The following is a 21995-nucleotide window of genomic DNA, read 5'->3' as shown; positions in this document are numbered from 1 at the left end:
ATGAAGCTCTATTACGACGAGACCCTCAATCCGCGCAAAGCCTGTGCCGCCGCCCGCTATCTCGGCAGCCCGGTCGAATTCGTTCGCGTCCATCTCGGCAAGGGCGAGCATACGACACCGGCCTTCCTGGCGATGAACCCGAACGGCAAGGTGCCGGTGCTGCAGACCGCCACCGGCGCATTGTGGGAATCGAATGCGATCATCTGCCGGCTGGCGCAGATCGCGGGATCCGACCTCTGGCCCGCCGACAGCGACCGCCAGATCGAGATCGTCCGCTGGCTGTGCTGGGACGGCCAGCATTTCTCACGCCATGGCGGCAACCTGTATTTCGAGCACGTCATCCGGCCGAAATTCGGCCTCGGCGAACCGGATGCGAAGGCCGTCGACGAGGCGATCGGCTACATGCACCGCTTTCTCGCCGTGCTCGATGCACATCTCGAAGGGCGCGATTACATCGTTGCCAACCAGCTCAGCGTCGCGGATTTCGCGGTCGGCGTCAGCCTGCCCTATGCCGAACAGGCGCGGATTCCGCTGGCCGGCTATGCCAATGTGCGGCGCTGGCATGACCGGCTCTGCGCCCTGCCCGACTGGCTGGACCCGTTCCCGGCCGAACGCGCCGCCGCCTGACTCCACCCGGAAGGAACCCGCCATGCAGCCCAACCGCATCGTCACCCGCGAGGAATGGCTCGAGGCCCGCCGCACCCATCTGCGCAACGAAAAGGCGCTGACCCGCCTGCACGACATGGTCCGTGCCGAACGCCGCGCCCTGCCCTGGGTGAAGGTCGACAAGGAATACCGGTTCGAGACGCGGCAGGGCCACAAGACGCTGGCCGGGCTGTTCGGCGGCAACAGCCAGCTGATCGTCTACCATTTCATGCTCGGCCCGGACTGGGAGGCCGGTTGCTCCGGCTGCTCCTTCCTTGCCGATCACATGGATGGCGCCAACCTGCATCTGCGGCATCACGACGTGTCGCTGGTGGCCGTGTCGCGGGCGCCGCTGGCGAAGATCGAGGCCTATCGCCAGCGGATGGGCTGGCAGTTCGACTGGGCGTCGTCCTTCGGCAGCGACTTCAACTACGATTACCACGTCTCCTTCACGCCCGAACAGCTGGCCGCCGGCGACGTCTTCTACAATTACACCCTCACCAGCCGCGGCCATGACGAGCTGCACGGGATCAGCGTGTTCTGCCGGGACGAAAGCGGTGCGGTATTCCACACCTATTCCAGCTATGCCCGCGGTGGCGACCTGCTGATCGGCGCCCACAACTATCTCGACCTCACGCCGAAGGGGCGCAACGAAAGATCCACCATGGACTGGATGCGGCGCCACGACGAATACGAGGCGGAACCGAAGACGCCATCCTGCTGCGACTGACCCCGCAATCCGGAATCCACGACCGCCCGGCCCTGTGCTAGTCTGCGCGCAGCTATCCGTCCGCCCCAGAAAAAGAATGTCCCCATGACCGATCATGCCGCCGGAGCGGCGGGCGCTGTCCCGCCGCCGAAGGCCAGCCGCCGCGAATGGATCGGGCTGGCCGTGCTCGCCCTGCCCTGCCTGCTGTATTCCATGGACCTGACGGTGCTGAATCTGGCCGTGCCGCATCTCAGTGCCGACCTGAAGCCGACCAGTGCCCAGCTGCTGTGGATCGTCGATATCTACGGTTTCCTGGTGGCCGGCTCGCTGATCACCATGGGCACACTGGGCGACCGCATCGGCCGCCGCCGCATCCTGATGATCGGCGGCACCGCCTTCGGCCTGACCTCGGTGCTGGCGGCCTTCGCACCGACGGCCGAGGCCCTGATTGCGGCCCGCGCCCTGCTCGGCATCGCCGCCGCGACCCTGGCGCCGTCCACCCTGTCGCTGATCCGCAACATGTTCCACGATCCGCAGCAGCGCACCTTCGCCATCGGCATCTGGATTGCCAGTTTCTCTGCCGGCGGTGCGCTGGGCCCGCTGATCGGCGGCCTGCTGCTCAGCTGGTTCTGGTGGGGCTCGGTCTTCCTGGTGGCCGTGCCGGTGATGCTGCTGCTGCTGCTGCTCGGGCCGGTGCTGCTGCCGGAATACCGCGATCCGCAGGCCGGCCGGCTCGACATCCCGAGCGCGGCCCTGTCGCTGGGGGCCGTGCTGGCGGTGATCTACGGCATCAAGCGCTTTGCCGAGGACGGCGCCGGGCCGGTGCCTGCCGCGGCCCTGCTGGGCGGTCTGGTCATCGGCGCGCTGTTCGTCCGCCGCCAGCAGCGGCTGGCCGATCCGCTGATCGACCTGGCGCTGTTCCGTAATCCTGCCTTCAGCACCGCGCTGGCGATCAACGTGCTGGGGCTGTTTGCCGCCTTCGGCACATTCCTCTATCTGGCGCAATATCTGCAGCTGGTGCTCGGCATGGACCCCTTCAGGGCCGGCCTGTGGACGGCACCATCCGGCCTGGCCTTCGTCGCCGGTTCGATGCTGGCCCCTGCCCTTGTGCGCTGGATGCGGCCGGCCCATGTGGTGGCCGGCGGCATGGCCCTTGCCGCCATCGGCTTCGCGCTGCTCGGACAGGCCGCCGGCAGCGGCAGCTTCCCCCTGCTGATGACCGCCTTCATCGTCTTCGCGCTCGGCCTCGCCCCGGTCTTCACATTCACCACCGACCTGATCGTCGGCGCCGCCCCGCCGGAGCGCGCCGGCGCGGCCGCGGCGATCTCGGAGACCGGTGCGGAAACCGGCGGGGCGCTCGGTATCGCCATCCTTGGCAGCATCGCCACCGCCATCTACCGCGGCGCCATGGCGCCGCAGCTGCCGGCCGGCCTGCCGGCTGCCGATGCCGAGGCCAGCATCGGCACCCTCGCCGGCGCGCTGGCGGTGGCGGCGGAACTGCCGCCGGCCACCGGCTCCGCGCTGGCGGCGGCGGCCCGCACGGCCTTTACCGACGGCTTCATCCTCTGTGCCGCGATCTGCGCCGCCATCGCCCTGGCCTCGGCCCTGCTGGCCGCCCTGATGCTGCGCCGGCGCGGGCCGACGCCGGAGCCGGTGCCGGCTGCCGATCTCGGCGCCGGCGGCGGCTGATTCCCCCTGCCCGGCCCGCGGCGACCATGCTAGCCTCGCAGCATGGACGCCGCGGACCGGGATGCGGAAACCAGACCCCATTTCCACGGCCATCGCGCAAGATTGCGGGCCCGCTTCCTCGACAGCGGCGGCGCCGGCATACCTGATTATGAAATCCTTGAACTGATCCTGTTCGGCGTGTTCCGCAACGGCGATGTCAAACCGCTGGCCAAGGCCCTGATCGATGGCTGCGGCGGCAGCCTCGCCGCCGTCCTCTCGGCACCGGCCGAGCGGCTGGCGAAAATCCCCGGCTGCGGCGCGGCGGCCATTGCCGCCCTGAAAGTCACCCGCGAGGCCGGCCTGCGGCTGCTGAAAGCGGAGGCGATGGCACGACCGGCCATCGCCAACTGGCAGGCCCTGCTCGATTACTGCCGCGCCGCCCTGCAGCATGAGGGGACCGAGCAGTTCCGCATCCTGTTTCTCGACCGCAGGAACCAGGTGATCGCCGACGAGGCGCAGCAGCGCGGCACCATCGATCACACGCCGGTCTATCCGCGCGAGGTGGTCAGGCGTGCACTGGAGCTGAATGCCGCCGCCCTGATCCTGGTGCACAACCACCCGTCCGGAGATCCGACGCCCTCGCGCGCCGACATCGAGATGACCAGGCAGGTGGCGCAGGCGGCATCAGCCCTCGGCATCGCCCTGCACGATCACCTCGTCATCGGTCGCAAGGGGCATGTCTCCTTCCGCGAGAAAGGGCTGATGTAACCACGGCGCTCTGCTACGTTCGGCGGATGAGCCTCGTCCCCACCATGACCCCCGCCGCCATTGCCGCCCTGTTCGGTGCCATGGCCGTGCTGGCCCTGATCCCCAGCGTCAGCGTTCTCACCGTCACCGCCCGTGCCGCCGGCGCCGGTTTCCGGCATGGCGCCGCCGCCAGTCTCGGCATCATCGCCGCCGACCTGCTGTTCATCCTGGCGGCGGTGTTCGGCCTTGCCCTGCTGGCGGAAACCCTGGGGCCGGCCTTCGGGCTGGTGAAATATCTCGGCGGCGCCTATCTGCTGCTGCTGGGGATCAGCCTGCTGCGCGCGGCCAGGCAGGCCGGCCGCGATCCGGCCGGAACGACCGGCCCCTCCTCGCTGGCCGCCAGCTTCATGCTGGGCCTGACGGTCACGCTGGGCGACCAGAAGGCGATCCTGTTCTATCTCGGTTTCCTGCCCGCCTTCGTCGACCTGGCGGCGGTCGCACCGGCCGACATCGCCATCATCATGATCTGCACGATCCTGGCCGTGGGCGGCGCCAAGCTCGGCTATGCCTGGGCGGCCAGCCGCGCCGGCACCGTTTTCGGCGCCCGCGGCGGCCGGATCCTGACGGTGGCGGCCGGGGCGGTGATGATCGCGACCGGCGCCTTTCTCGTCTTCACCGCGGGCTGACGCGCCGCCTAGGCCACCCGGTCGGCACCGAAACGCACGGTGACGATGGTGCCCTCGCCCGGTTCCGATTCGATCTCGACGCTGCCGCCATGCAGCAGCGCCAGTTCGCGCACCAGCGGCAGGCCGAGGCCGGTACCCTGCCGGTCGCGGGTCATCACGTTCTCGACCTGGCCGAAACGCTGCAGGGCCTTGTCGATCTCGTCCGCGGTCATGCCGATGCCGGTATCGCGCACGCCGAAGGCGATGCCGCCGTTTTCCTCCAGCCGGGCGAAGACCCGCACCTGGCCGCCGGCGGCGGAGTATTTCACCGCGTTCGACAGCAGGTTCAGGTAGATCTGGAACACCGCGCGCTGGTCGGCCCGCACCTGCGGCAGGCCGGCAGCGCAGTCGAGCGCCACGGCGATGCCGGCCCGCCTGGCCTCGGCCTCCACCTGGCGGATCGCCCGGCCGGCCAGGGCCGCAAGCTCGATGCCGGTTTCATGCAGTTCATAGGCGCCGGCCTCGATCTTCGAGAGGTCGAGCACGTCGTTGATCAGGCTGAGCAGATGCAGGGCGCTGTCGTAGATATGCGCCGCATAGGCCCGATAGCGGTCTTCCAGCGGCCCGAGCAGCTGTTCCTTCATCACCTCGGAAAAGCCCAGCACGGCATTCAGCGGCGTGCGCAGCTCGTGGCTCATATGGGCGAGGAAGGAGGATTTGCTGGTGCTGGCGCGCAGGGCCTGGTCGCGGGCGGCGGCCAGCGCCTCGTTCATCTCTTCCAGCCGGCGGCGCTGGCTCTGTTCCTCGGTGACATCGCGGCCGATGCCGATATAGCCGATGAAGCGGCCGGCGTCGTCGTAACGCGGCATGCCGCTCATCGAGATGCAGACCAGGCCGCGCGGCCGGTTCAGCCACTGCACGAAATCGGAGAAAGGCCGGCGGGCCTGCAGGTCGCCGACATGCTGCTGCAGGAAATAGTCGCTGCCGATATCGCCGAACAGCGCAATGCGGGAATGGCCGACATATTCGCCGGCCGCCATGCCGGTTACCCGCTCCACCTGGTCGGACATGTAGGTGTAGACCAGGTCGCCATCGGTTTCCCAGATCCAGTCGGCACTCAGCGCTGCCACGTCGCGGAAGCGCCGCTCGGCATGGCGGCGGTCGTCGATCTCGCGGCGCAGCCTTGCATTCGCCTCTTCCAGTTCGGCCGTGCGGGCGCGGATGCGCAGTTCCAGTTCGGCATTCAGGGCCCGCACCTGCGCCTCGGCGGCCCGGCGGTCGGCGATCTCGCGATTGAGATCGGCATTCAGGGTCGCCCACTGCCCGGCGCCGGGAACCAGCCGGGCCCAGCGCACCGCCGGCACCAGTGCCGCGGCAGTCGCCAGCGAGACGACCCCGGTGGCCGCCTTGGCCAGCCCCTCGACGCCGTAATCGGGATTCCACAGCACCCAGACGCCGAACAGATGGGTCAGGCCGCAGAGCAGGATGAAGGCACTGAACAGCGCGAGAATGCCGCGCGGTACCAGGTCGGTGCGGCGGATGGCGAGATCGAGCAGGATGGCGGGAATGGCGAAATAGCTGGCCGCGATCAGCAGGTCGGACACCAGGTGCAGCCAGAAAACCTCCGGCTTCCATAGCAGGCAGACGCCATGCGGCATAAACCCGTCGGTGGCGAAGAAATCCGCGATCACACTCATACTTCCTCCCCCGGCACCGGCTGTACCGGCCCCGTTGCTGGCGATTCGCCCGCAGAATCAGTGGGTTCAGAATGGCGCTGGAAACCGGCTCAAGTAAATCGCAAAAGCTGGCGGCTTGTGCGACCAAAGGTTGCGACATTGACGGCGGGCCGGAAACCCGTCAGGGTCGCGGCTACCGAGGGGGGCGCCGCTAGGGCGCTGAGATTCGGCCGGCAGAGGTTTCTGCAACGCCGTGACCCTGAAGTCCCGTCCGCCCCGCTGTCGCGGACCGGCGGGGCTTGTGAACCTGATCCGGGTCATGCCGGCGGAGGGAACGGTCGTTCAGGCGCGCTGCAACCGCGCCTGCATTCCGCGAACATCCACCACATCCCGGATCTCCATGTCGCAGCTGCTGCAGGAGATCCTTATGGACAAGCTTACCGACGCGCCGAACTTCCAGATCACCACGGGGGCCCTGCCTGCTTCCGTGAAGTGCTACACGGCCGGGAAACTGCATCCCGATATCCGCGTGCCGCATCGCGAGATCGCCACGCACCCCACCGCAAACGAGCCGCCGCTGCCGGTCTATGACACCTCCGGGCCCTACAGCGACGAGGCGGCCGAAATCGACATCAGCCGCGGCCTGCCGCGCTGGCGCACGGCGCTGATCGCGGCGCGTGGCGATGTGGAAAGCTATGACGGCCGCATGGTGCGCCCGGAAGACAATGGCGGCGCCGCCACCGTGCCGGTCTTTCCGGTGACCAGCCGGCCCCTGCGCGGCATGGCAGGCAGGGCGGTCACCCAGCTCGCATATGCGCGGCGCGGGATCATCACGCCGGAGATGGAATATGTCGCGATCCGCGAGAACGAGGGCCGCGCCGCGCTGGCGCAGGCCGCCGCCCGCGATGGCGAAGATTTCGGCGCCAGCATCCCCGATTACGTGACGCCGGACTTCGTGCGCGACGAGATCGCCCGCGGCCGCGCCATCATCCCCTGCAACATCAACCATCCGGAGTTGGAGCCGATGATCATCGGCCGCAATTTCCTGGTGAAGGTGAATGCCAATATCGGCAATTCCGCCGTCACCTCCTCGGTGGCCGAGGAAGTCGACAAGATGGTCTGGGCGATCCGCTGGGGCGCCGACACGGTGATGGACCTCTCCACCGGGCGCAACATCCACAATATCCGCGACTGGATCATCCGGAACTCTCCCGTTCCCATCGGCACCGTGCCGATCTACCAGGCCCTCGAAAAGGTGAACGGCCGCGCGGAAGACCTGACCTGGGCGGTGTTCCGCGACACCCTGATCGAGCAGGCCGAGCAGGGCGTCGACTATTTCACCATCCATGCCGGCGTGCGGCTGGCTTACATCCCGCTGACCGCCGGCCGGGTGACCGGCATTGTCAGCCGCGGCGGTTCGATCATGGCGAAATGGTGTCTGGCGCATCATCAGGAGAATTTCCTCTACACCCATTTCGCCGAGATCTGCGACATCATGCGGGCCTATGACATTTCGTTTTCACTGGGTGACGGCCTGCGGCCGGGCTCGATCGCCGATGCCAACGACGCCGCGCAGTTCGCCGAACTCGAAACGCTCGGCGAGCTGACCAAAATCGCCTGGGACAAGGGCGTGCAGGTGATGATCGAGGGCCCCGGCCATGTGCCGATGCACAAGATCAAGGCCAACATGGACAAGCAGCTGGCCACCTGCGGCGAGGCACCGTTTTATACGCTGGGGCCGCTGACCACCGACATCGCACCGGGCTACGACCACATCACCAGCGGGATTGGTGCTGCGATGATCGGCTGGTTCGGCTGCGCCATGCTGTGCTACGTGACACCGAAGGAGCATCTCGGCCTGCCCGACCGCAGGGACGTGAAGACCGGGGTGATTACCTACCGCATCGCCGCCCATGCCGCCGATCTGGCGAAAGGCCATCCGGGGGCCCGGCGCCGCGACGACGCGCTCAGCCGCGCCCGCTTCGAATTCCGCTGGGAGGACCAGTTCAATCTCGGGCTGGACCCGGAAACGGCGCGGGATTTCCACGACCAGACCCTGCCGAAGGAAGCGCATAAGCTGGCGCATTTCTGCTCCATGTGCGGACCGAAATTCTGCTCGATGAAAATCAGCCAGGAGCTGCGCGACGCTGCCCGCCAGCAGAACGACGTGGCCCAGAACGATATCGACCAGGGCATGAATGAGATGGCGGAACGCTTCCGCGAACAGGGCGGGGAGATTTATCATGCCCCGTCATGAGCACGCCATCCGATACACCGGGGACCCCGCCCGATTTCGATGAGGCCTTCCGGCAGAAGCTGACCGACCTGCTGGCCTGGCGGCGCGACGTGCGCCATTTCCGGGCCGGCAGGCCGGTGCCCGAAAGCCTGATCGCCAGCCTGCTGGACATGGCGGCCCTGGCACCCAGCGTCGGCAACAGCCAGCCCTGGCGCTTCGTGCTGGTCGAAGATGCCGGCCGGCGGGCGAAGATCATCGCCAATTTCGAGGCGGCGAATGCGGAAGCCTTAAGCGACTATCGCGGCGCGCAGGCGAAGCTTTACGCGTCGCTGAAACTGGCCGGCCTGCGCGATGCGCCGGTGCATCTCGCCGTCTTCTGCGACGAGGGCACCGCGCAGGGCCATGGTCTCGGCCGCCGCACCATGCCCGAGATGCTGGACTATTCCGCGGTGATGGCCGTCTACGGCTTCTGGCTGGCGGCGCGGGCCCATGGGGTGGGCTGCGGCTGGGTCTCGATCCTCGATCCCGACCGCGCCACCCGCGACCTCGACATCACAGAAGAAAACTGGCGGCTGGTCGCCTATCTCTGCGTCGGCTGGCCCGCCGAGGAAACGGATACGCCGGAACTGGAAAAGCGCGGCTGGGAGCACCGGCGGCCGGCCGCCTCGGTCATCCTGCGGCGCTGACCATGAACCAGGCCGGCCTTCTTGCCATGTCCGGCAGCCTGCTTGGCGGCATCGGCCTGTTCATGCTCGGCCTCTGGCTGATGACCGACGGACTGAAACGCGCCGCCGGCCGCAGCCTGCAGGCGGTGCTGGCGCGCGGCACCGGCACGCCGCTGCGCGGCCTGGCCGCCGGCTTCGCCGTCACCGCGCTGGTGCAGTCGTCCAGCGCCGTCACCGTGGCCACCATCGGCTTCGTCAATGCCGGCCTGCTGAACCTGTCCCAGGCGGTATGGGTGATCTTCGGCAGCAATGTCGGCACCACCATGACCAGCTGGCTGGTGGCGCTGGTCGGCCTGAAGCTGGAGATCGGCCGCGTGGCACTGCCGCTGATCGGCATCGGCATGCTGCTGCGGCTGACCGGCAGCGGCCGGGCGCGCGGCGCCTGGGGCGAGGCGCTGGCCGGCTTCGGCTGTTTCTTTGCCGGCATCGGCGCGCTGCAAGAGGGCTTCACGGTGCTGGGCGGCATGGTCGGCCCGCAGGACCTGCCGGCCGGGGGCTGGGGCGGCCGGCTGATCTTCCTTGGCTTCGGCATGCTGCTGACCGCGCTGACCCAGTCCTCCAGCGCCGCTTCGGCGATCACCGTGGCGGCGGTGGCCGGCGGCAGCATTCCGCTGGAAGCCGCGGCGGCGGCAGTGATCGGCGCCAATCTCGGCACCACGGTGACGGCCGTGCTGGCGGTGATCGGTGCCACCCCGAATGCCCGCCGCAGCGCCGCCGCCCATGTGATCTTCAACCTGGTGACTGCAGCCGTGGCCTTCCTAATCCTGCCGCTGCTGGTCGCCGCCACCCGGCGGGCCAGCGGCGACGACCCGGCGCTGGCCACCGCCCTGTTCCACAGCCTGTTCAACCTGCTGGGCGTGCTGCTGCTGGCGCCGGCGGTCTCGCGGCTGGTGGTCTGGCTGCATGGCCGCTTCCGCAGCGCCGGCGAGGATCTGGCCCGGCCGCAATTCCTCGATGCCACCGCGGCGGTGGTTCCGGCACTGGCACTGGGCAGCCTGCGGCTGGAACTGCAGCGGCTGGGCGGCATCGCGCTCGGGCTGGCACTCGGGCCAGCGACAGGCCGCGCCACCGGGCCGGAGCAGGCGATGCGGCGCGAGGCGGCGCTGGCGCTGGGCGATGCGATCAAGGAATTCGCGCTGCAGCTCAACCGCGGCGACCTGTCCGAGCCGGTGGCGCGCACCCTGCCCGACGTGCTGCGCGCCGCCCAGCATTACCAGGCCATTGCCGCGGCGGGCGGCGACGATCCCGGCCCGGGCGCGGAAGACTTCCTTGCCGCCTGCCGGGCCGCGCTGGTTGCGGCCGATACCCAGCGGCCGGAATTCTCGCTGCCGGCCGCCATCGCCGCCGCGGCGGATTGCGATGCCGCCTATCAGCAGTTCAAGACTGCCCTGCTGCAGAAAGCCGGGCCGGCTTTGCCGGCAGCCCGGCTCGACCGCCAGCTGATGGCCGCGGCGAGCCTGCGCGATGCCGCCGCCCGCGCCATGAAAGCCGCCCGCCGGCTGGCGCCTTTGCTGCCGCCGGCGGGGCAGCAACTACCGCCAGCCGACGCCACCTGATCCTCTTCACGATGTCCAACAGCGGCATGAAACAAAACAGGTACATACAGATCCAAAATCAAGGCCCGGCTATGGGAAACGCGGGCCTTGAAATAGGCTCCCCGGGTCAGACCCGGGGATGACGATACAGACTGCCCGGCGGCGCTGCCGCCTTACGCCGCCGCGTCCAGCATGGCGGCGAGCTTGTCGGCCTTCGCCTGGGCGCGGGCGCGGGCATGCTCGTCCCTGGCATCCTCGGCATCCTCGCGGGCATCCTTCAGCGCCGCTTCCGTCTTGCCGCGGTCGATCTTGCCCACCGGCACGGCCTCTTCGGCCAGCACGGTCAGCTTGTCGCCGGCCACTTCCGCGAAGCCGCCGGCCACGAAGATGCGCTCGACCTTGCCGTCCGCCCCGGTCACCTCGATGATGCCGTTGCGCAGGGTCGAGATCACCGGCGCATGGCCCGGCAGCACGCCGAAATCGCCGGCCTCGCCGGGCACCACCACCTGCTCGGCCTGCACCGCAAGCAGCAGCCGTTCCGGCGATACCAGTTCAAACCCGAAGGTCTCGGCCATGGGTCAGCTCCCTGTGCGCTGGATCAGGCCGCCTCGGCGGCCATCTTCTTGGCCTTGGCAATCACCTCGTCGATGGTGCCGACCATGTAGAAGGCGGCCTCCGGCAGGTGATCGTGCTTGCCGTCGCAGATTTCCTTGAAGCCGCGGATGGTCTCGGCCAGCGGCACCTGCACGCCCGGCGAGCCGGTGAAGACCTGCGCCACGTCGAAGGGCTGCGACAGGAAGCGCTGGATCTTGCGGGCGCGGGCGACGGTCAGCTTGTCTTCTTCCGACAGCTCGTCCATGCCGAGGATGGCGATGATGTCCTGCAGCGACTTGTAGCTCTGCAGGATTTCCTGCACGCGGCGGGCGATGGCGTAATGCTCGTCGCCGACGATGCGCGGATCGAGGATGCGCGAGGTCGAGTCGAGCGGGTCCACCGCCGGATAGATGCCCAGCTCGGCGATCTGGCGCGACAGCACGGTGGTGGCGTCCAGATGCGCAAACGAGGTGGCCGGCGCCGGGTCGGTCAGATCGTCGGCGGGCACGTAAATGGCCTGCACCGAGGTGATCGAGCCCTTGTTGGTGGAGGTGATGCGCTCCTGCAGCTGGCCCATGTCGGTGGCCAGCGTCGGCTGGTAGCCCACCGCCGAGGGGATACGGCCGAGCAGCGCCGACATCTCCGAACCCGCCTGGGTGAAGCGGAAGATGTTGTCGACGAAGAACAGCACGTCCTGGCCTTCCTGGTCGCGGAAATATTCCGCCAGCGTCAGGCCGGTCAGCGCGACGCGGGCGCGGGCGCCCGGCGGCTCGTTCATCTGGCCGTAGACCAGCGCCACCTTGGAACCCGGGCCGTCGGTCTTGATGACGCCCGATTCCATCATCTCGTGATAGAGGTCGTTACCCTCGCGGGTACGCTCGCCGACACCGGCGAACACCGAATAGCCGCCGTGGGTCTTCGCGATGTTGTTGATCAGCTCCATGATCAGCACGGTCTTGCCGACGCCGGCGCCGCCGAACAGGCCGATCTTGCCGCCCTTGGCGTAAGGCGCCAGCAGGTCGACCACCTTGATGCCGGTGACCAGCACCTTCTGCTCGGTCGACTGGTCGATATAGGCCGGGGCCGGCGCATGGATCGGCGCCGCGGACTTGGCGTTGACCGGGCCACGCTCGTCGATCGGCTGGCCGATCACGTTGATGATGCGCCCCAGCGTCTCCGGGCCGACCGGCACCGAGATCGGCGCGCCGGTATCGGTGACGTCCATGCCGCGGACGAGGCCGTCGGTCGAGTCCATGGCGATGGTGCGCACGGTGTGCTCGCCGAGATGCTGGGCCACTTCCAGCACCAGATGATTGCCCTGGTTGGTGCAATGCAGGGCGTTGAGGATCGCCGGCAGATGCCCGTCGAACTGCACGTCGACGACCGCGCCGATAACCTGGGTAATGCGACCCACCTTGTTCGTAGCCATGATGCTGCTCCGCTCTCTCTGTTCCGTATCGTCCCGCGCGCGGCCTTAAACGGCCTCGGCGCCGGAGATGATTTCGATAAGTTCCTTGGTGATCTGGGCCTGACGCGACCGGTTGTAGACGGTCGTCAGTTTCTTGATCATCTCGCCGGCATTGCGCGTCGCGTTGTCCATCGCGGACATGCGGGCGCCCTGCTCGGAAGCCGCGTTCTCCAGCAGCGCCCGGTAGACCTGGACCGACAGGTTGCGCGGCAGCAGCTGTTCGAGGATCGTCTCCTCGTCCGGCTCGTATTCGTAGATGGCGCCGCCCAGATCGGGGCCGGCCGCGGCCGCATCGCCAGAAGCATTTCCGGCAACCATGGCCGGGATCAGCTGCTGGGCGGTCGGCACCTGGCTGATCACCGACTTGAAGTTATTGAAGAAGACATGGGCGACGTCGAATTCGCCGGCCTCGAACATCGCCAGCACGCGGTCGGCGATGGCCTGGGCATCGGTGAAGCCGAGCCGCTTGACCGCCGACATGTCGACGGTGTCGACGATCTTCGACGCATGGTCGCGGCGCAGCTGGTCGCGGCCCTTCTTGCCGACGCAGAGGATCTTCACGGTCTTGCCCTGACCGGTCAGTTCCTCGATCTTGCGGCGGGCCAGCTTGACGATCGACGAGTTGAAGGCGCCGCACAGGCCGCGCTCGGCGGTGGCAACCACCAGCAGATGCACCTGGTCGCTGCCGGTGCCGACCAGCAGGCGCGGCGCGTTCTCGGCGCCGTTCTGCCCGGCCGCCAGCGAGGCAAGGATGCCCGCCATGCGCTCGGCATAGGGGCGCGCGGCTTCGGCGGCCTCCTGGGCGCGGCGCAGCTTGCTGGCCGCCACCATCTTCATCGCCTTCGTGATCTTCTGGGTCGATTTGACCGAGTTGATGCGAATGCGGAGGCTTTTAAGGCTGGGCATGACGCTCGTCCCTTATCCGGCCGCCTCAGGCGAAGGTCTTGGCGAAGTCTTCGAGGATCGCCTTCAGCTTCTCTTCGATGTCCGGGGTCAGCGCCTGCTGCTCGCGGATCGCCTTCAGCACGTCGCCGTGCTTGCTGCGCATCAGGCCGAGGAAGCCCTGCTCGAAGCGGGTGATGGCATTCACCGCCACCTTGTCGAGATAGCCCTTCACGCCGGCATAGATCGAGACGACCTGCTCTTCGACCGGCAGCGGCTGGTACTGGGCCTGCTTCAGCAGCTCGGTCAGGCGGGCGCCGCGGTTCAGCAGGCGCTGGGTCGAGGCGTCGAGGTCCGAACCGAACTGGGCGAAGGCCGCCATTTCGCGATACTGCGCCAGTTCCAGCTTGATCGAGCCGGCCACCTGCTTCATCGCCTTGATCTGCGCGGCCGAGCCGACGCGGCTGACCGAGAGGCCGACGTTAATCGCCGGGCGGATGCCGCGGTAGAACAGGTCGGTCTCGAGGAAGATCTGGCCGTCGGTGATCGAGATCACGTTGGTCGGGATGTAGGCCGAGACGTCGCCGGCCTGGGTCTCGATGACCGGCAGCGCGGTCAGCGAGCCGGCGCCCATCTTGTCCGACATCTTGGCGGCGCGCTCGAGCAGGCGCGAGTGGATGTAGAACACGTCGCCCGGATAGGCTTCGCGGCCCGGCGGGCGGCGCAGCAGCAGCGACATCTGGCGGTAGGCGACGGCCTGCTTGGACAGATCGTCATAGATGATCACGGCATGCATGCCGTTGTCGCGGAAGAACTCGCCCATGGCGCAGCCGGTATAGGGCGCCAGATACTGCAGCGGCGCCGGCTCCGAGGCGGTGGCGGCAACGACGATGGAGTATTCCATCGCGCCGGCTTCCTCGAGGGTCTTCACCACCTGGGCAACGGTCGAACGCTTCTGGCCGACCGCGACATAGATGCAGAACAGCTTCTTCTTGTCGTCGGCGCCGGCGTTGGTCGCCTTCTGGTTCAGGATCGCGTCGACGGCGACGGCGGTCTTGCCGGTCTGGCGGTCGCCGATGATCAGCTCGCGCTGGCCGCGGCCGACCGGCACCAGGGCGTCGAGCGCCTTCAGGCCGGTCTGCATCGGCTCGTGCACCGACTTGCGCGGGATGATGCCCGGCGCCTTCACTTCCATGCGGGCGCGGCTGACATCCTTCAGCGGGCCCTTGCCATCGATCGGGTTGCCGAGCGCGTCGACCACGCGGCCGAGCAGGCCCTTGCCGACCGGCACGTCGACGATGGCGCCGGTGCGCTTGACGGTGTCGCCTTCCTTGATGCCGCGGTCGTCGCCGAAGATCACGACGCCGACATTGTCGGTCTCGAGGTTCAGGGCCATGCCCTTCACGCCGCCGGGGAACTCGACCATTTCGCCGGCCTGGACCTTGTCGAGGCCGTAAACGCGCGCGATGCCGTCACCGATGCTGAGCACCTGGCCGACTTCGGAAACCTCGGCTTCAGCGCCGAAATTCTTGATCTGCGTCTTCAGGATTTCGGAAATCTCTGCGGCGCGGATGTCCATCACGCAACCCCTTTCATGGCGGTCTTCAGGTTGTTGAGCTTGCTGCGGATCGAGGCATCGATCATGCGCGACCCGAGCTTGACGACGAGGCCGCCGATCAGATCGGGATCGACGGAGGCCTTGATGACGACATTGCCGGCGGCTTCCGACGACAACGCGGACTTGAGCTGCGCCAGCTGGGCATCGTCCAGCGGCACGGCGGAAACCACTTCGGCAACCGCCTCGCCGCGATGATGGCTGAGCAGGGCGCGGAAGGCCGCGATCATGTCGGCCAGCACGAACAGGCGGCGGTTGGCGGCGGCAACGCCGAGGAAGCGGCGCACCAGGTCGGTGCAGCCGGCCTTTTCGGCCACCGCGGCGATGGCACGGGCCTGCTCGTCGCGGCCGAAGACCGGCGAGCGGACGAGGCGGACCAGATCGGCCGAGTCGGCCAGCCGGGCGGCCAGCATGTCGAGATCACGGGCGACGGCATCGAGCTGGCCGGCTTCCCGCGCCAGATCGAACAGCGCAGTCGCGTAGCGGCCGGCAATGCCGGAGACGAGCGAGGTTTCCTGAGCCACGAACGACCCTTCTTCTTTATGGAAGCCGCCGATTCCGGTCAGGCGCCGGACCCAGCGGTCCCGTACCCTCTCGGCATGGCAGCCAAACTCTTGATCCGCCTGGGGAATTCACGCGGCGGGAAACAGCCGTCAGCAGCCCCCCGGCGCGAAAGCCGCGCTTAGTTAGCATATGGGTTTGGGCGGCGCAACAGAGAGGCCCGGCCGCAATTATGCGGCATTTCACGCGGGCCCGGGGCCGCCGCCGGCCGGCGGCCGGCGGGGCCGCGACCATGCCGCCCGGTTGCCGCCGGGCGATTCCCGTTCCGTCCCCCCGCGGCCGGTTGCGGCCCGGAAAGTCCCGCGCTGTCCCGGAAAATCCGGCGCGATCCCGTTCGAGCCAGCGGATTCCGTGGTTTTCCGGCGGAAAGGCCAGTTGCGGCCGGTTTGCGCACGCCATTGCGGTCAATCGTCCTCCCCCAGCATGCGTTTCAGTGCAGCCGCATCGATCACGCGCGGCGGATCGCCGGGCCGCGGCGGCGCCACGGTTTCCGGCCGCATCGCCGCATCCAGCCGGGCCGCCAGCACGCCCTCGGGGTCGCCGATGCCGGCAATGCCGGTGCGGTCGCCCAGCCATTGCAGCAGCCGGGTATCGAGCCGCTCGCTCTGCCGCAGATGGCTGAGCGCGAGATCGCCGAGCAGCGCGAAGCGCAGCTGCGCCGCCAGCCGCAGCCGGGCATGGGCGCTTTCGATGGCGAGGCGGAATTTGCGGCTGCGCCGCAGGTTGCGCAGGATGCGCTGCGGCGGGCAGCCGAGCAGGCGCGCGACCTCCTCGGCGGTTTCGCCGCGCGCCATCAGATCAGCGGCGCGCGCCCAGTCGAGGCGGCGGGGCGGATGCGGATGGCGGGGCTGCGGACGGCAGGGCTGCAGACGGGGGGACCGGCGCCGCCGGCGGCAGCGGGAGATCCGGATCGGTCATGGCGGCATTCCTTCTTCTTTCCGGCTTCTTTCCGGGTGGCGGAAAACAGCGACATGCCGGCATATAGGGTGTGAAAAGAATAAATCAAGAACAGTAGGAATAAAATAATTACTCGGACAGTTTTGTTTTTATATCAACTGCTTAGCGGGTGGCCGCGTGCCCCGGCGCCTGGCCGGGCTTGTACCACCAGTCCTGCCGCTCCCACCAGGATTCGGCATCGACGAACAGGCGGTTGTTGTAGACCACCACCACCAGGTCTTCGGCGGCACCGGTCTTCCACAGGAACTGGAAATGCCGGGTTCCGGGCTGGGCATTGACCGGCGCCTCGTAGGGGCCGTCGAGATCTTCCAGCCGCACGCCGCGGGCAAGGCATTCGCTGCGGCAAGTGTCGATCATCTGGCCGATGGCGCGCTCCAGCGCCCCGGCATGGGTGAAGGAGGCCTGTTCGACGGCATATTCCGCCGCCAGATAGGCGCCGCCCGACAGCAGCAGCGACAGCACCCAGCGCGGCCAGCGCAGGCGCCGCTGCCGCGGTGCGGCAGCATCGAGGATTCCGTCCGCCATGGCGCGATCCCCCGCGTCAGCGCAGCAGGGTCAGCAGCACGTTGGGCTGCTGGTTGGCGATCGACAGCGACTGGATCGAAAGCTGCTGGGCCACCTTGCCGGATTCCAGCGCCGCGCTTTCGGCCGCCACATCGGCATCGACCAGCGAGCCGAGTCCGCCCTTCATCGCGTCGACCAGGTTGTCGACGAAATCCTTCTGCTGCTCCAACGCCCGCTTCTGCGCAGCCACCGTCGACGCCATGCTGTCGAGGCGGCTTTTGAAAGCATTGAGGCCGACCAGCGCAGTGGCGGTATCGGGCGGGTTTTCGAAGATGTTCTCGTAGACGTCGGTGGTGCCGGGAAACAGCACATTCGGGCCGAGAAAGGCGTCGGAATCCCAGTCGAGCCGGTAGGGCGTGGAATAGTTCAGCGTGGTGCCGTTCACATCGGCCACGAAGGTGATCGTGGCCGTCGAAGCCTGCGCATCACCGGACAGCAGGTTCTTGCCGTTGTAGTCGGCCTGCTGGACGATCTGGTTGATCGAATCGATCAGCCGGACGATGTCGTTGCGATAGACATTCTGCTGGGCGGTGGACAGCGAGCCGTCGGCCAGGTTGGCGATCTTGCCCTGGATGTCGCTGACCAGATCATAGATGCGGTTGGCGCCGGCCAGGGCCACCTCGCCCAGTCCGATGCCGGCCGACAGCGAGGACTGCACCGAGGCATAGGCCTTCACATTCGCGCGCACGCCCTGGGCGATCGCGAAGATGGCCGCATCGTCGTTCTGGTCGGCGATCCGGAGGCCGGTCTGAACCTGTTTGGATGTGCGGTCGAGCGTGGCCGTGTTGGCCCGCAGCGACGACAGCGCGACCAGCGCGCCGCCATTGGTATTAACCGAGTTGGCCATAATCCTTCCCCCTTCTGTGGACCGGATTTACCTGGACCTGCCGCAGCCCCCTGCGGCCACCCCGTTCTGGAGCAGGCCGCACTCTACCGCAGCGGGCGCGCCCTGTCTTGCCTGTTTTTCTCATTCTGCTGGCGTCAGCGTCTCAATTGCCGGATTTTTCCGACCCGTTTTGCTCCAGTTGCGGATCATTCGCGGACAACCTTCCGTTGCCGCCGCGAAGCTGCTAGAAAAAGGCCGGGGAGCGAATATTTTCCGTTTCATGGAATGCCGCCGGGGGGACTGGACTGCATGGCCACTGCAATTCCGCGGGCATCGCTGGTGCCCGGCATGGTGCCGGACGAGGAACTGACCCGGCTGTGGCAGCAGAGCATCGGTGCCTATTTCGATGTCCGCACCTTCGGCGATCCGCCGCCCGGCCCGCAGCGCCATACGATCCACCAGTATCATCTCGGCCAGGCGCTGCTGATCGATGCCAGCTTCACCCACCAGCAATTCCACCGCGATCCGGTCTGGATGGCCCGCCACGACGATTCCGACCATCTGGGCCTGCAGCTGTACCTGAACGGCAGCAACGACGTCGAAAACGGCGATCGCAGCTTCCGGCAGCGGCCCGGCAATGTCTTCGCCGTCAATCTCAGCCGCGAGACCCATGCCGCCTCGCCGGGCGGCGACACCCTGACCCTGATGCTGCCGCGCGACCTGCTGCAGGCGGAACTGCCGCAGCTGCTGGATGCCTCCGGCGCGATCTTCGAGGATGATTCGGCGGCGGCCCTGGTCTTTGCCGACCATATGCGGGCCCTGCGCCGGCATGTCGACCGCGCCACGACGGCCGAACTGCCCGCCATCATGCAGGGCACGCTCGGCCTGCTGGATGCACTGACGCGGCAGCGCGACATTGCCGCCGCGCCGGCACAGGCGGCCACCCTGGCGGCGATCTGCCGCCATATCGACCGCCATCTCGACAACCCGGCACTGGATATCGAAAGCCTGTGCCGGGCCTTCAGCTGCTCGCGCGCCACGCTGTACCGGCTGTTCAAGCCGCTGGGCGGCGTGCGCGAGCATATCCAGCGCCGCCGCCTGGTGGCCTGCTACCGCGCCATCTCGGCGCCGGCACAGCGCCACCGCCGCATCTTCGACATCGCGCTGGATTACGGCTTCGTCTCGGCCAGCCATTTCAGCAGCCTGTTCCGCGCCCAGTTCGGCATCACCCCGCGCCAGGCCCGCGAGGCCGCGCCGCGCCAGGCCGATCCCGGTGCCGCCGGCAGTGACGGCGACCCGGCCGCGCTGATGCGGCACTGGGCGAAGACGCTGGCGCGGCCACCCGGCGGCTGACGCCTCAGGCCGGCGCCAGCACCCGCCGCACCGCCTGCTGCCAGCCGGCATAGAGGGCATCGCAGGCCGCCGCCGGCCGGCGCGGCTCGAACCGGCGCTCGCAATGCCAGCCATAGGCCACCGCATCCAGCCCGGCATAGACGCCGGTGGCCAGTCCCGCCAGATAGGCCGCACCCAGGGCCGTGGTCTCGATCACCTTCGGGCGTTCGACCGCCACCCGCAGCATGTCGGCAAGGAACTGGCAGAACCAGTCATTCGCCACCATGCCGCCATCGACGCGCAGAGCCGTCGGCGGCTGGGCGCCATCGGCCTTCATCGCCGCGGCAAGGTCGCGGGTCTGGTAGGCGACGGATTCGAGGGTGGCGCGGGCGATATGGGCGCGGCCGGTATCCAGCGTCATGCCGAGGATGGCGGCGCGCGCATCCGGGTCCCAGTAGGGCGCGCCCAGGCCCACGAAGGCCGGCACCATGTAGACACCGTGATTCTGCGACAGCGAGGCCGCCAGCGTGGCGGTCTCGGCGGCGCTGCCGACGATGCCGAGACCGTCGCGCAGCCATTTCACGGCCGCGCCGGCCACGAAGATCGAGCCCTCCAGCGCGTAAGTGACCCGGCCGTCCAGCCGGTAGGCCACGGTGGTCAGCAGCCGGTGGGTCGACTGCACCGGCCTGTCGCCGATATTGACCAGCGCGAAGCAGCCGGTGCCGTAGGTGGATTTCATCATGCCGGGCTGGAAACAGGCCTGGCCGAAGGTGGCGGCCTGCTGGTCGCCGGCAATGCCGGCCACCGGAACGGGCGCGCCGAGGATTTCCGGCAGGGTGGCGCCGAATTCGCCGCTGCAGTCCTTCACCACCGGCAGCATAGCACGCGGCACGTCGAAAATCTGCAGCAGCGTGTCGTCCCAGTCCTGCGTCGTGATGTCGAACAGCATGGTGCGGGCGGCATTAGTGGCATCCGTCGCATGCACCTGCCCGCCGGTCAGGCGGAACAGCAGGAAACTGTCGATGGTGCCGAAACACAGCTCGCCCTTCCCGGCCCGCGCCCGCGCGCCGGGCACATGGTCCAGCAGCCAGGCGATCTTGGTGGCCGAGAAATAGGCATCGACCAGCAGGCCGGTCTTCTGCTGCACGAGGCTGCCGATGCCGTCGGCCAGTTTCTGCCGGCAGGTTTCCGCCGTGCGGCGGTCCTGCCAGACGATGGCGCGGTGGATCGGCCGGCCGGAGCTGCGTTCCCAGACCACGGTCGTCTCGCGCTGGTTGGTGATCCCGATGGCGGCGATGTCGCCGGCGCGCAGACCGGCCTTCGCCACGGCCTCGCGCATCACGCTCTGCACGTCGCGCCAGATTTCCTCGGCATCATGCTCGACCCAGCCATCGGCCGGGTAATGCTGGGTCAGTTCCTTCTGGGCGACGGCCAGGGCCAGGCCGGCCTCGTCGAAGACGATGGCGCGGCTCGACGTGGTGCCCTGGTCGATGGCGAGAACATGCTTCTTCATGGACCGGCCCTTCGTCTCTCAGGCAACCTGCCGGCAGCCTTCCGCCTTCAGCACGCGTTTGGTGCCGGCGGGATATTTCTCCAGCAGCCGTGCCGGCCGCACCGGCCGCTGCACCAGGTTGCCGCCGCAATTGGGGCAGGTGCCGGAGAGAATCCCGGCCGCACAGTCGCGGCAGAAGGTGCATTCGAAGGTGCAGATCATCGCGGCCGGGCTGTCGGGCGGCAGGTCGCGATCGCAGCATTCGCAGTTGGGGCGCAGTTCCAGCATGGCTCAGGCTCCTTTCGCCGCCTGCAGGGCGGCTTTGGTCAGGGCGGTGATGCCGGCCCAGTCGCCGGCCGCCAGCATCTCCTTCGGCGCCACCCAGTCGGCAACCGCCGTGAACACGTTGGGCTCGCGGACGAAGCTCGCGATATTGGCGGCCGTCAGCCCGCCGCTGGGGCAGAAGCGCATCGCCGGATAGGCGCCGGCCAGCATCTGCAGGGCCGCCGGCCCGCCGATCGTCACCGCCGGAAAGAACTTGGCCCGGGTGAAGCCGTGATCCAGCGCCGCCATGATCTCGCCCGGCGTGACGACGCCCGGCAGGAAGGGCAGCCCGGTATCGATGGCGGCGGCATACAGGGCCGGGGTCGCGCCCGGCGAGACGATGAACTGCGCGCCATGGATCTGCGCGGCGGCAAACTGCGCGGGATTGAGCACGGTGCCGGCACCGACGGCGATCTCGGGCACGGCGGTGGCGACCCGGCGGATCGCCTCCAGCGCCGCCGCCGTGCGCAGCATGATCTCCAGCGCCGGCACCCCGGCGGCGACCAGCGCCCGGGCCAGCGGCACCGCGGTCTCCGGGTCGTCGACGGCCAGCACCGGCACGATCGGCGCACGGCCGATCAGGCGGTCGAGGGCGGCTGCGCGTTCGGCGACGCGGTCGGTCTTGTCCGGCATGGTTCCTCCCGTTTTCTTCCGGGATAGCACAGACAGCCCTGCCCGTCATGCGCGGACTTGAAGAAATACTTTCTGGCCGCGCACCCCGTTTAATGGGACCCGCGGGTGACAATTCATGCGGATGCGGCCGAGAGGCTGCAT

At 68.2% G+C, this 21995-nt stretch carries 21 protein-coding genes; 9 read left to right on the top strand and 12 right to left on the bottom strand.

Translation table 11 applies throughout. The features are described 5' to 3' along the window. The 5 genes from ACEQZY_RS19990 to ACEQZY_RS19970 all read left to right on the top strand — a co-directional run bounded on the left by ACEQZY_RS19990 (position 1) and on the right by ACEQZY_RS19970 (position 4455). On the top strand, positions 1–627 hold the full coding sequence (locus ACEQZY_RS19990; protein ID WP_370156680.1) for a glutathione S-transferase family protein: 627 nt from the start codon (positions 1–3) through the stop codon (positions 625–627). Between the two features lie 22 nt (positions 628–649). Continuing rightward, a complete protein-coding gene (locus ACEQZY_RS19985; RefSeq protein WP_341704958.1) occupies positions 650–1375 on the top strand; it encodes a thioredoxin family protein in 726 nt (241 codons plus the stop codon). A gap of 84 nt (positions 1376–1459) precedes the next feature. Beyond that, positions 1460–3043, top strand: a complete 1584-nt coding sequence (locus ACEQZY_RS19980; protein ID WP_370156678.1) for an MFS transporter — start codon at positions 1460–1462, stop codon at positions 3041–3043. Between the two features lie 42 nt (positions 3044–3085). Further along, complete coding sequence (gene radC, locus ACEQZY_RS19975; protein ID WP_341705087.1) at positions 3086–3790, top strand: DNA repair protein RadC; 705 nt, start codon at positions 3086–3088, stop codon at positions 3788–3790. 26 nt (positions 3791–3816) lie between these two features. Next, positions 3817–4455, top strand: a complete 639-nt coding sequence (locus ACEQZY_RS19970; protein ID WP_341705086.1) for a LysE family transporter — start codon at positions 3817–3819, stop codon at positions 4453–4455. Positions 4456–4463: 8 nt separating this feature from the next. On the opposite strand, the gene ACEQZY_RS19965 is transcribed toward ACEQZY_RS19970, so the two are convergent. Further along, a complete protein-coding gene (locus ACEQZY_RS19965) occupies positions 4464–6131 on the bottom strand; it encodes an ATP-binding protein (RefSeq protein ID WP_370156675.1) in 1668 nt (555 codons plus the stop codon). 406 nt (positions 6132–6537) lie between these two features. On the opposite strand from ACEQZY_RS19965, the gene thiC reads away from it, so the two are divergent. From thiC to ACEQZY_RS19950, 3 genes are read left to right on the top strand one after another with little or no spacing between them, the layout of a single operon-like run. Then, complete coding sequence (gene thiC / locus ACEQZY_RS19960) at positions 6538–8367, top strand: phosphomethylpyrimidine synthase ThiC (protein ID WP_341705084.1); 1830 nt, start codon at positions 6538–6540, stop codon at positions 8365–8367. After that, positions 8364–9032, top strand: a complete 669-nt coding sequence (bluB, locus tag ACEQZY_RS19955; protein WP_370156673.1) for a 5,6-dimethylbenzimidazole synthase — start codon at positions 8364–8366, stop codon at positions 9030–9032. The genes thiC and bluB overlap by 4 nt, the downstream gene beginning before the upstream one ends. A gap of 2 nt (positions 9033–9034) precedes the next feature. Continuing rightward, positions 9035–10627, top strand: coding sequence for a Na/Pi cotransporter family protein (locus ACEQZY_RS19950; RefSeq protein ID WP_370156671.1), 1593 nt, complete (start codon positions 9035–9037; stop codon positions 10625–10627). A gap of 152 nt (positions 10628–10779) precedes the next feature. Here the strand turns inward: ACEQZY_RS19950 and ACEQZY_RS19945 are convergent, their stop codons facing one another. The 8 genes from ACEQZY_RS19945 to ACEQZY_RS19910 all read right to left on the bottom strand — a co-directional run bounded on the left by ACEQZY_RS19945 (position 10780) and on the right by ACEQZY_RS19910 (position 18094). Beyond that, complete coding sequence (locus ACEQZY_RS19945; protein WP_341705302.1) at positions 10780–11181, bottom strand: F0F1 ATP synthase subunit epsilon; 402 nt, start codon at positions 11179–11181, stop codon at positions 10780–10782. Positions 11182–11204: 23 nt separating this feature from the next. Continuing rightward, positions 11205–12629 (bottom strand): F0F1 ATP synthase subunit beta, encoded by a 1425-nt coding sequence (gene atpD, locus ACEQZY_RS19940; protein ID WP_341705301.1) that lies wholly within the window; start codon positions 12627–12629, stop codon positions 11205–11207. Between the two features lie 45 nt (positions 12630–12674). Beyond that, positions 12675–13574, bottom strand: coding sequence for a F0F1 ATP synthase subunit gamma (locus ACEQZY_RS19935; protein WP_341705300.1), 900 nt, complete (start codon positions 13572–13574; stop codon positions 12675–12677). A 25-nt stretch (positions 13575–13599) separates the two neighbouring features. Further along, positions 13600–15129, bottom strand: coding sequence for a F0F1 ATP synthase subunit alpha (gene atpA / locus ACEQZY_RS19930; RefSeq protein ID WP_341705299.1), 1530 nt, complete (start codon positions 15127–15129; stop codon positions 13600–13602). Beyond that, positions 15129–15689, bottom strand: a complete 561-nt coding sequence (locus ACEQZY_RS19925; protein WP_341705298.1) for a F0F1 ATP synthase subunit delta — start codon at positions 15687–15689, stop codon at positions 15129–15131. The genes atpA and ACEQZY_RS19925 overlap by 1 nt, the downstream gene beginning before the upstream one ends. Positions 15690–16130: 441 nt before the next feature. Further along, complete coding sequence (locus ACEQZY_RS19920) at positions 16131–16520, bottom strand: hypothetical protein (protein ID WP_370156668.1); 390 nt, start codon at positions 16518–16520, stop codon at positions 16131–16133. Between the two features lie 265 nt (positions 16521–16785). Beyond that, positions 16786–17208, bottom strand: a complete 423-nt coding sequence (locus tag ACEQZY_RS19915) for a hypothetical protein (RefSeq protein WP_341705699.1) — start codon at positions 17206–17208, stop codon at positions 16786–16788. Between the two features lie 16 nt (positions 17209–17224). Further along, complete coding sequence (locus ACEQZY_RS19910) at positions 17225–18094, bottom strand: flagellin (RefSeq protein ID WP_341705700.1); 870 nt, start codon at positions 18092–18094, stop codon at positions 17225–17227. 288 nt (positions 18095–18382) lie between these two features. Between ACEQZY_RS19910 and ACEQZY_RS19905 the strand changes: the two genes are divergently transcribed. Beyond that, positions 18383–19426 (top strand): AraC family transcriptional regulator, encoded by a 1044-nt coding sequence (locus tag ACEQZY_RS19905; protein WP_370156665.1) that lies wholly within the window; start codon positions 18383–18385, stop codon positions 19424–19426. Between the two features lie 4 nt (positions 19427–19430). Here the strand turns inward: ACEQZY_RS19905 and glpK are convergent, their stop codons facing one another. Genes glpK through eda form a run of 3 tightly spaced genes read right to left on the bottom strand, consistent with a single transcriptional unit; the run spans position 19431 to position 21854 of the window. Further along, complete coding sequence (gene glpK, locus ACEQZY_RS19900) at positions 19431–20918, bottom strand: glycerol kinase GlpK (RefSeq protein WP_370156663.1); 1488 nt, start codon at positions 20916–20918, stop codon at positions 19431–19433. Positions 20919–20936: 18 nt separating this feature from the next. Then, positions 20937–21185: a DUF1272 domain-containing protein gene (locus ACEQZY_RS19895; RefSeq protein WP_341703544.1), complete on the bottom strand. Its 249-nt coding sequence runs from the start codon at positions 21183–21185 to the stop codon at positions 20937–20939. A gap of 3 nt (positions 21186–21188) precedes the next feature. Continuing rightward, a complete protein-coding gene (gene eda, locus ACEQZY_RS19890) occupies positions 21189–21854 on the bottom strand; it encodes a bifunctional 4-hydroxy-2-oxoglutarate aldolase/2-dehydro-3-deoxy-phosphogluconate aldolase (RefSeq protein WP_370156661.1) in 666 nt (221 codons plus the stop codon). Positions 21855–21995 lie beyond the last annotated feature (141 nt).

Source organism: Ferrovibrio sp. (assembly GCF_964218355.1).
Lineage (GTDB): Bacteria > Pseudomonadota > Alphaproteobacteria > Ferrovibrionales > Ferrovibrionaceae > Ferrovibrio.
This window is presented reverse-complemented; position numbering and strand designations above follow the sequence as displayed.

Excerpts from the sequence above, each read along its gene's own strand:
- ACEQZY_RS19980 (WP_370156678.1), top strand. The coding sequence starts at position 1,460 with ATGACCGATCATGCCGCCGGAGCGGCGGGCGCTGTCCCGCCGCCGAAG.
- ACEQZY_RS19935 (WP_341705300.1), bottom strand. The coding sequence starts at position 13,574 with ATGCCCAGCCTTAAAAGCCTCCGCATTCGCATCAACTCGGTCAAATCG.
- ACEQZY_RS19965 (WP_370156675.1), bottom strand. The coding sequence starts at position 6,131 with ATGAGTGTGATCGCGGATTTCTTCGCCACCGACGGGTTTATGCCGCAT.
- ACEQZY_RS19945 (WP_341705302.1), bottom strand. The coding sequence starts at position 11,181 with ATGGCCGAGACCTTCGGGTTTGAACTGGTATCGCCGGAACGGCTGCTG.
- glpK (WP_370156663.1), bottom strand. The coding sequence starts at position 20,918 with ATGAAGAAGCATGTTCTCGCCATCGACCAGGGCACCACGTCGAGCCGC.
- ACEQZY_RS19970 (WP_341705086.1), top strand. The coding sequence starts at position 3,817 with ATGAGCCTCGTCCCCACCATGACCCCCGCCGCCATTGCCGCCCTGTTC.
- atpA (WP_341705299.1), bottom strand. The coding sequence starts at position 15,129 with ATGGACATCCGCGCCGCAGAGATTTCCGAAATCCTGAAGACGCAGATC.
- ACEQZY_RS19905 (WP_370156665.1), top strand. The coding sequence starts at position 18,383 with ATGGCCACTGCAATTCCGCGGGCATCGCTGGTGCCCGGCATGGTGCCG.
- radC (WP_341705087.1), top strand. The coding sequence starts at position 3,086 with ATGGACGCCGCGGACCGGGATGCGGAAACCAGACCCCATTTCCACGGC.
- ACEQZY_RS19910 (WP_341705700.1), bottom strand. The coding sequence starts at position 18,094 with ATGGCCAACTCGGTTAATACCAATGGCGGCGCGCTGGTCGCGCTGTCG.
- ACEQZY_RS19990 (WP_370156680.1), top strand. The coding sequence starts at position 1 with ATGAAGCTCTATTACGACGAGACCCTCAATCCGCGCAAAGCCTGTGCC.
- ACEQZY_RS19895 (WP_341703544.1), bottom strand. The coding sequence starts at position 21,185 with ATGCTGGAACTGCGCCCCAACTGCGAATGCTGCGATCGCGACCTGCCG.
- ACEQZY_RS19950 (WP_370156671.1), top strand. The coding sequence starts at position 9,035 with ATGAACCAGGCCGGCCTTCTTGCCATGTCCGGCAGCCTGCTTGGCGGC.
- bluB (WP_370156673.1), top strand. The coding sequence starts at position 8,364 with ATGAGCACGCCATCCGATACACCGGGGACCCCGCCCGATTTCGATGAG.
- thiC (WP_341705084.1), top strand. The coding sequence starts at position 6,538 with ATGGACAAGCTTACCGACGCGCCGAACTTCCAGATCACCACGGGGGCC.
- ACEQZY_RS19920 (WP_370156668.1), bottom strand. The coding sequence starts at position 16,520 with ATGGCGCGCGGCGAAACCGCCGAGGAGGTCGCGCGCCTGCTCGGCTGC.
- ACEQZY_RS19985 (WP_341704958.1), top strand. The coding sequence starts at position 650 with ATGCAGCCCAACCGCATCGTCACCCGCGAGGAATGGCTCGAGGCCCGC.
- eda (WP_370156661.1), bottom strand. The coding sequence starts at position 21,854 with ATGCCGGACAAGACCGACCGCGTCGCCGAACGCGCAGCCGCCCTCGAC.
- ACEQZY_RS19915 (WP_341705699.1), bottom strand. The coding sequence starts at position 17,208 with ATGGCGGACGGAATCCTCGATGCTGCCGCACCGCGGCAGCGGCGCCTG.
- atpD (WP_341705301.1), bottom strand. The coding sequence starts at position 12,629 with ATGGCTACGAACAAGGTGGGTCGCATTACCCAGGTTATCGGCGCGGTC.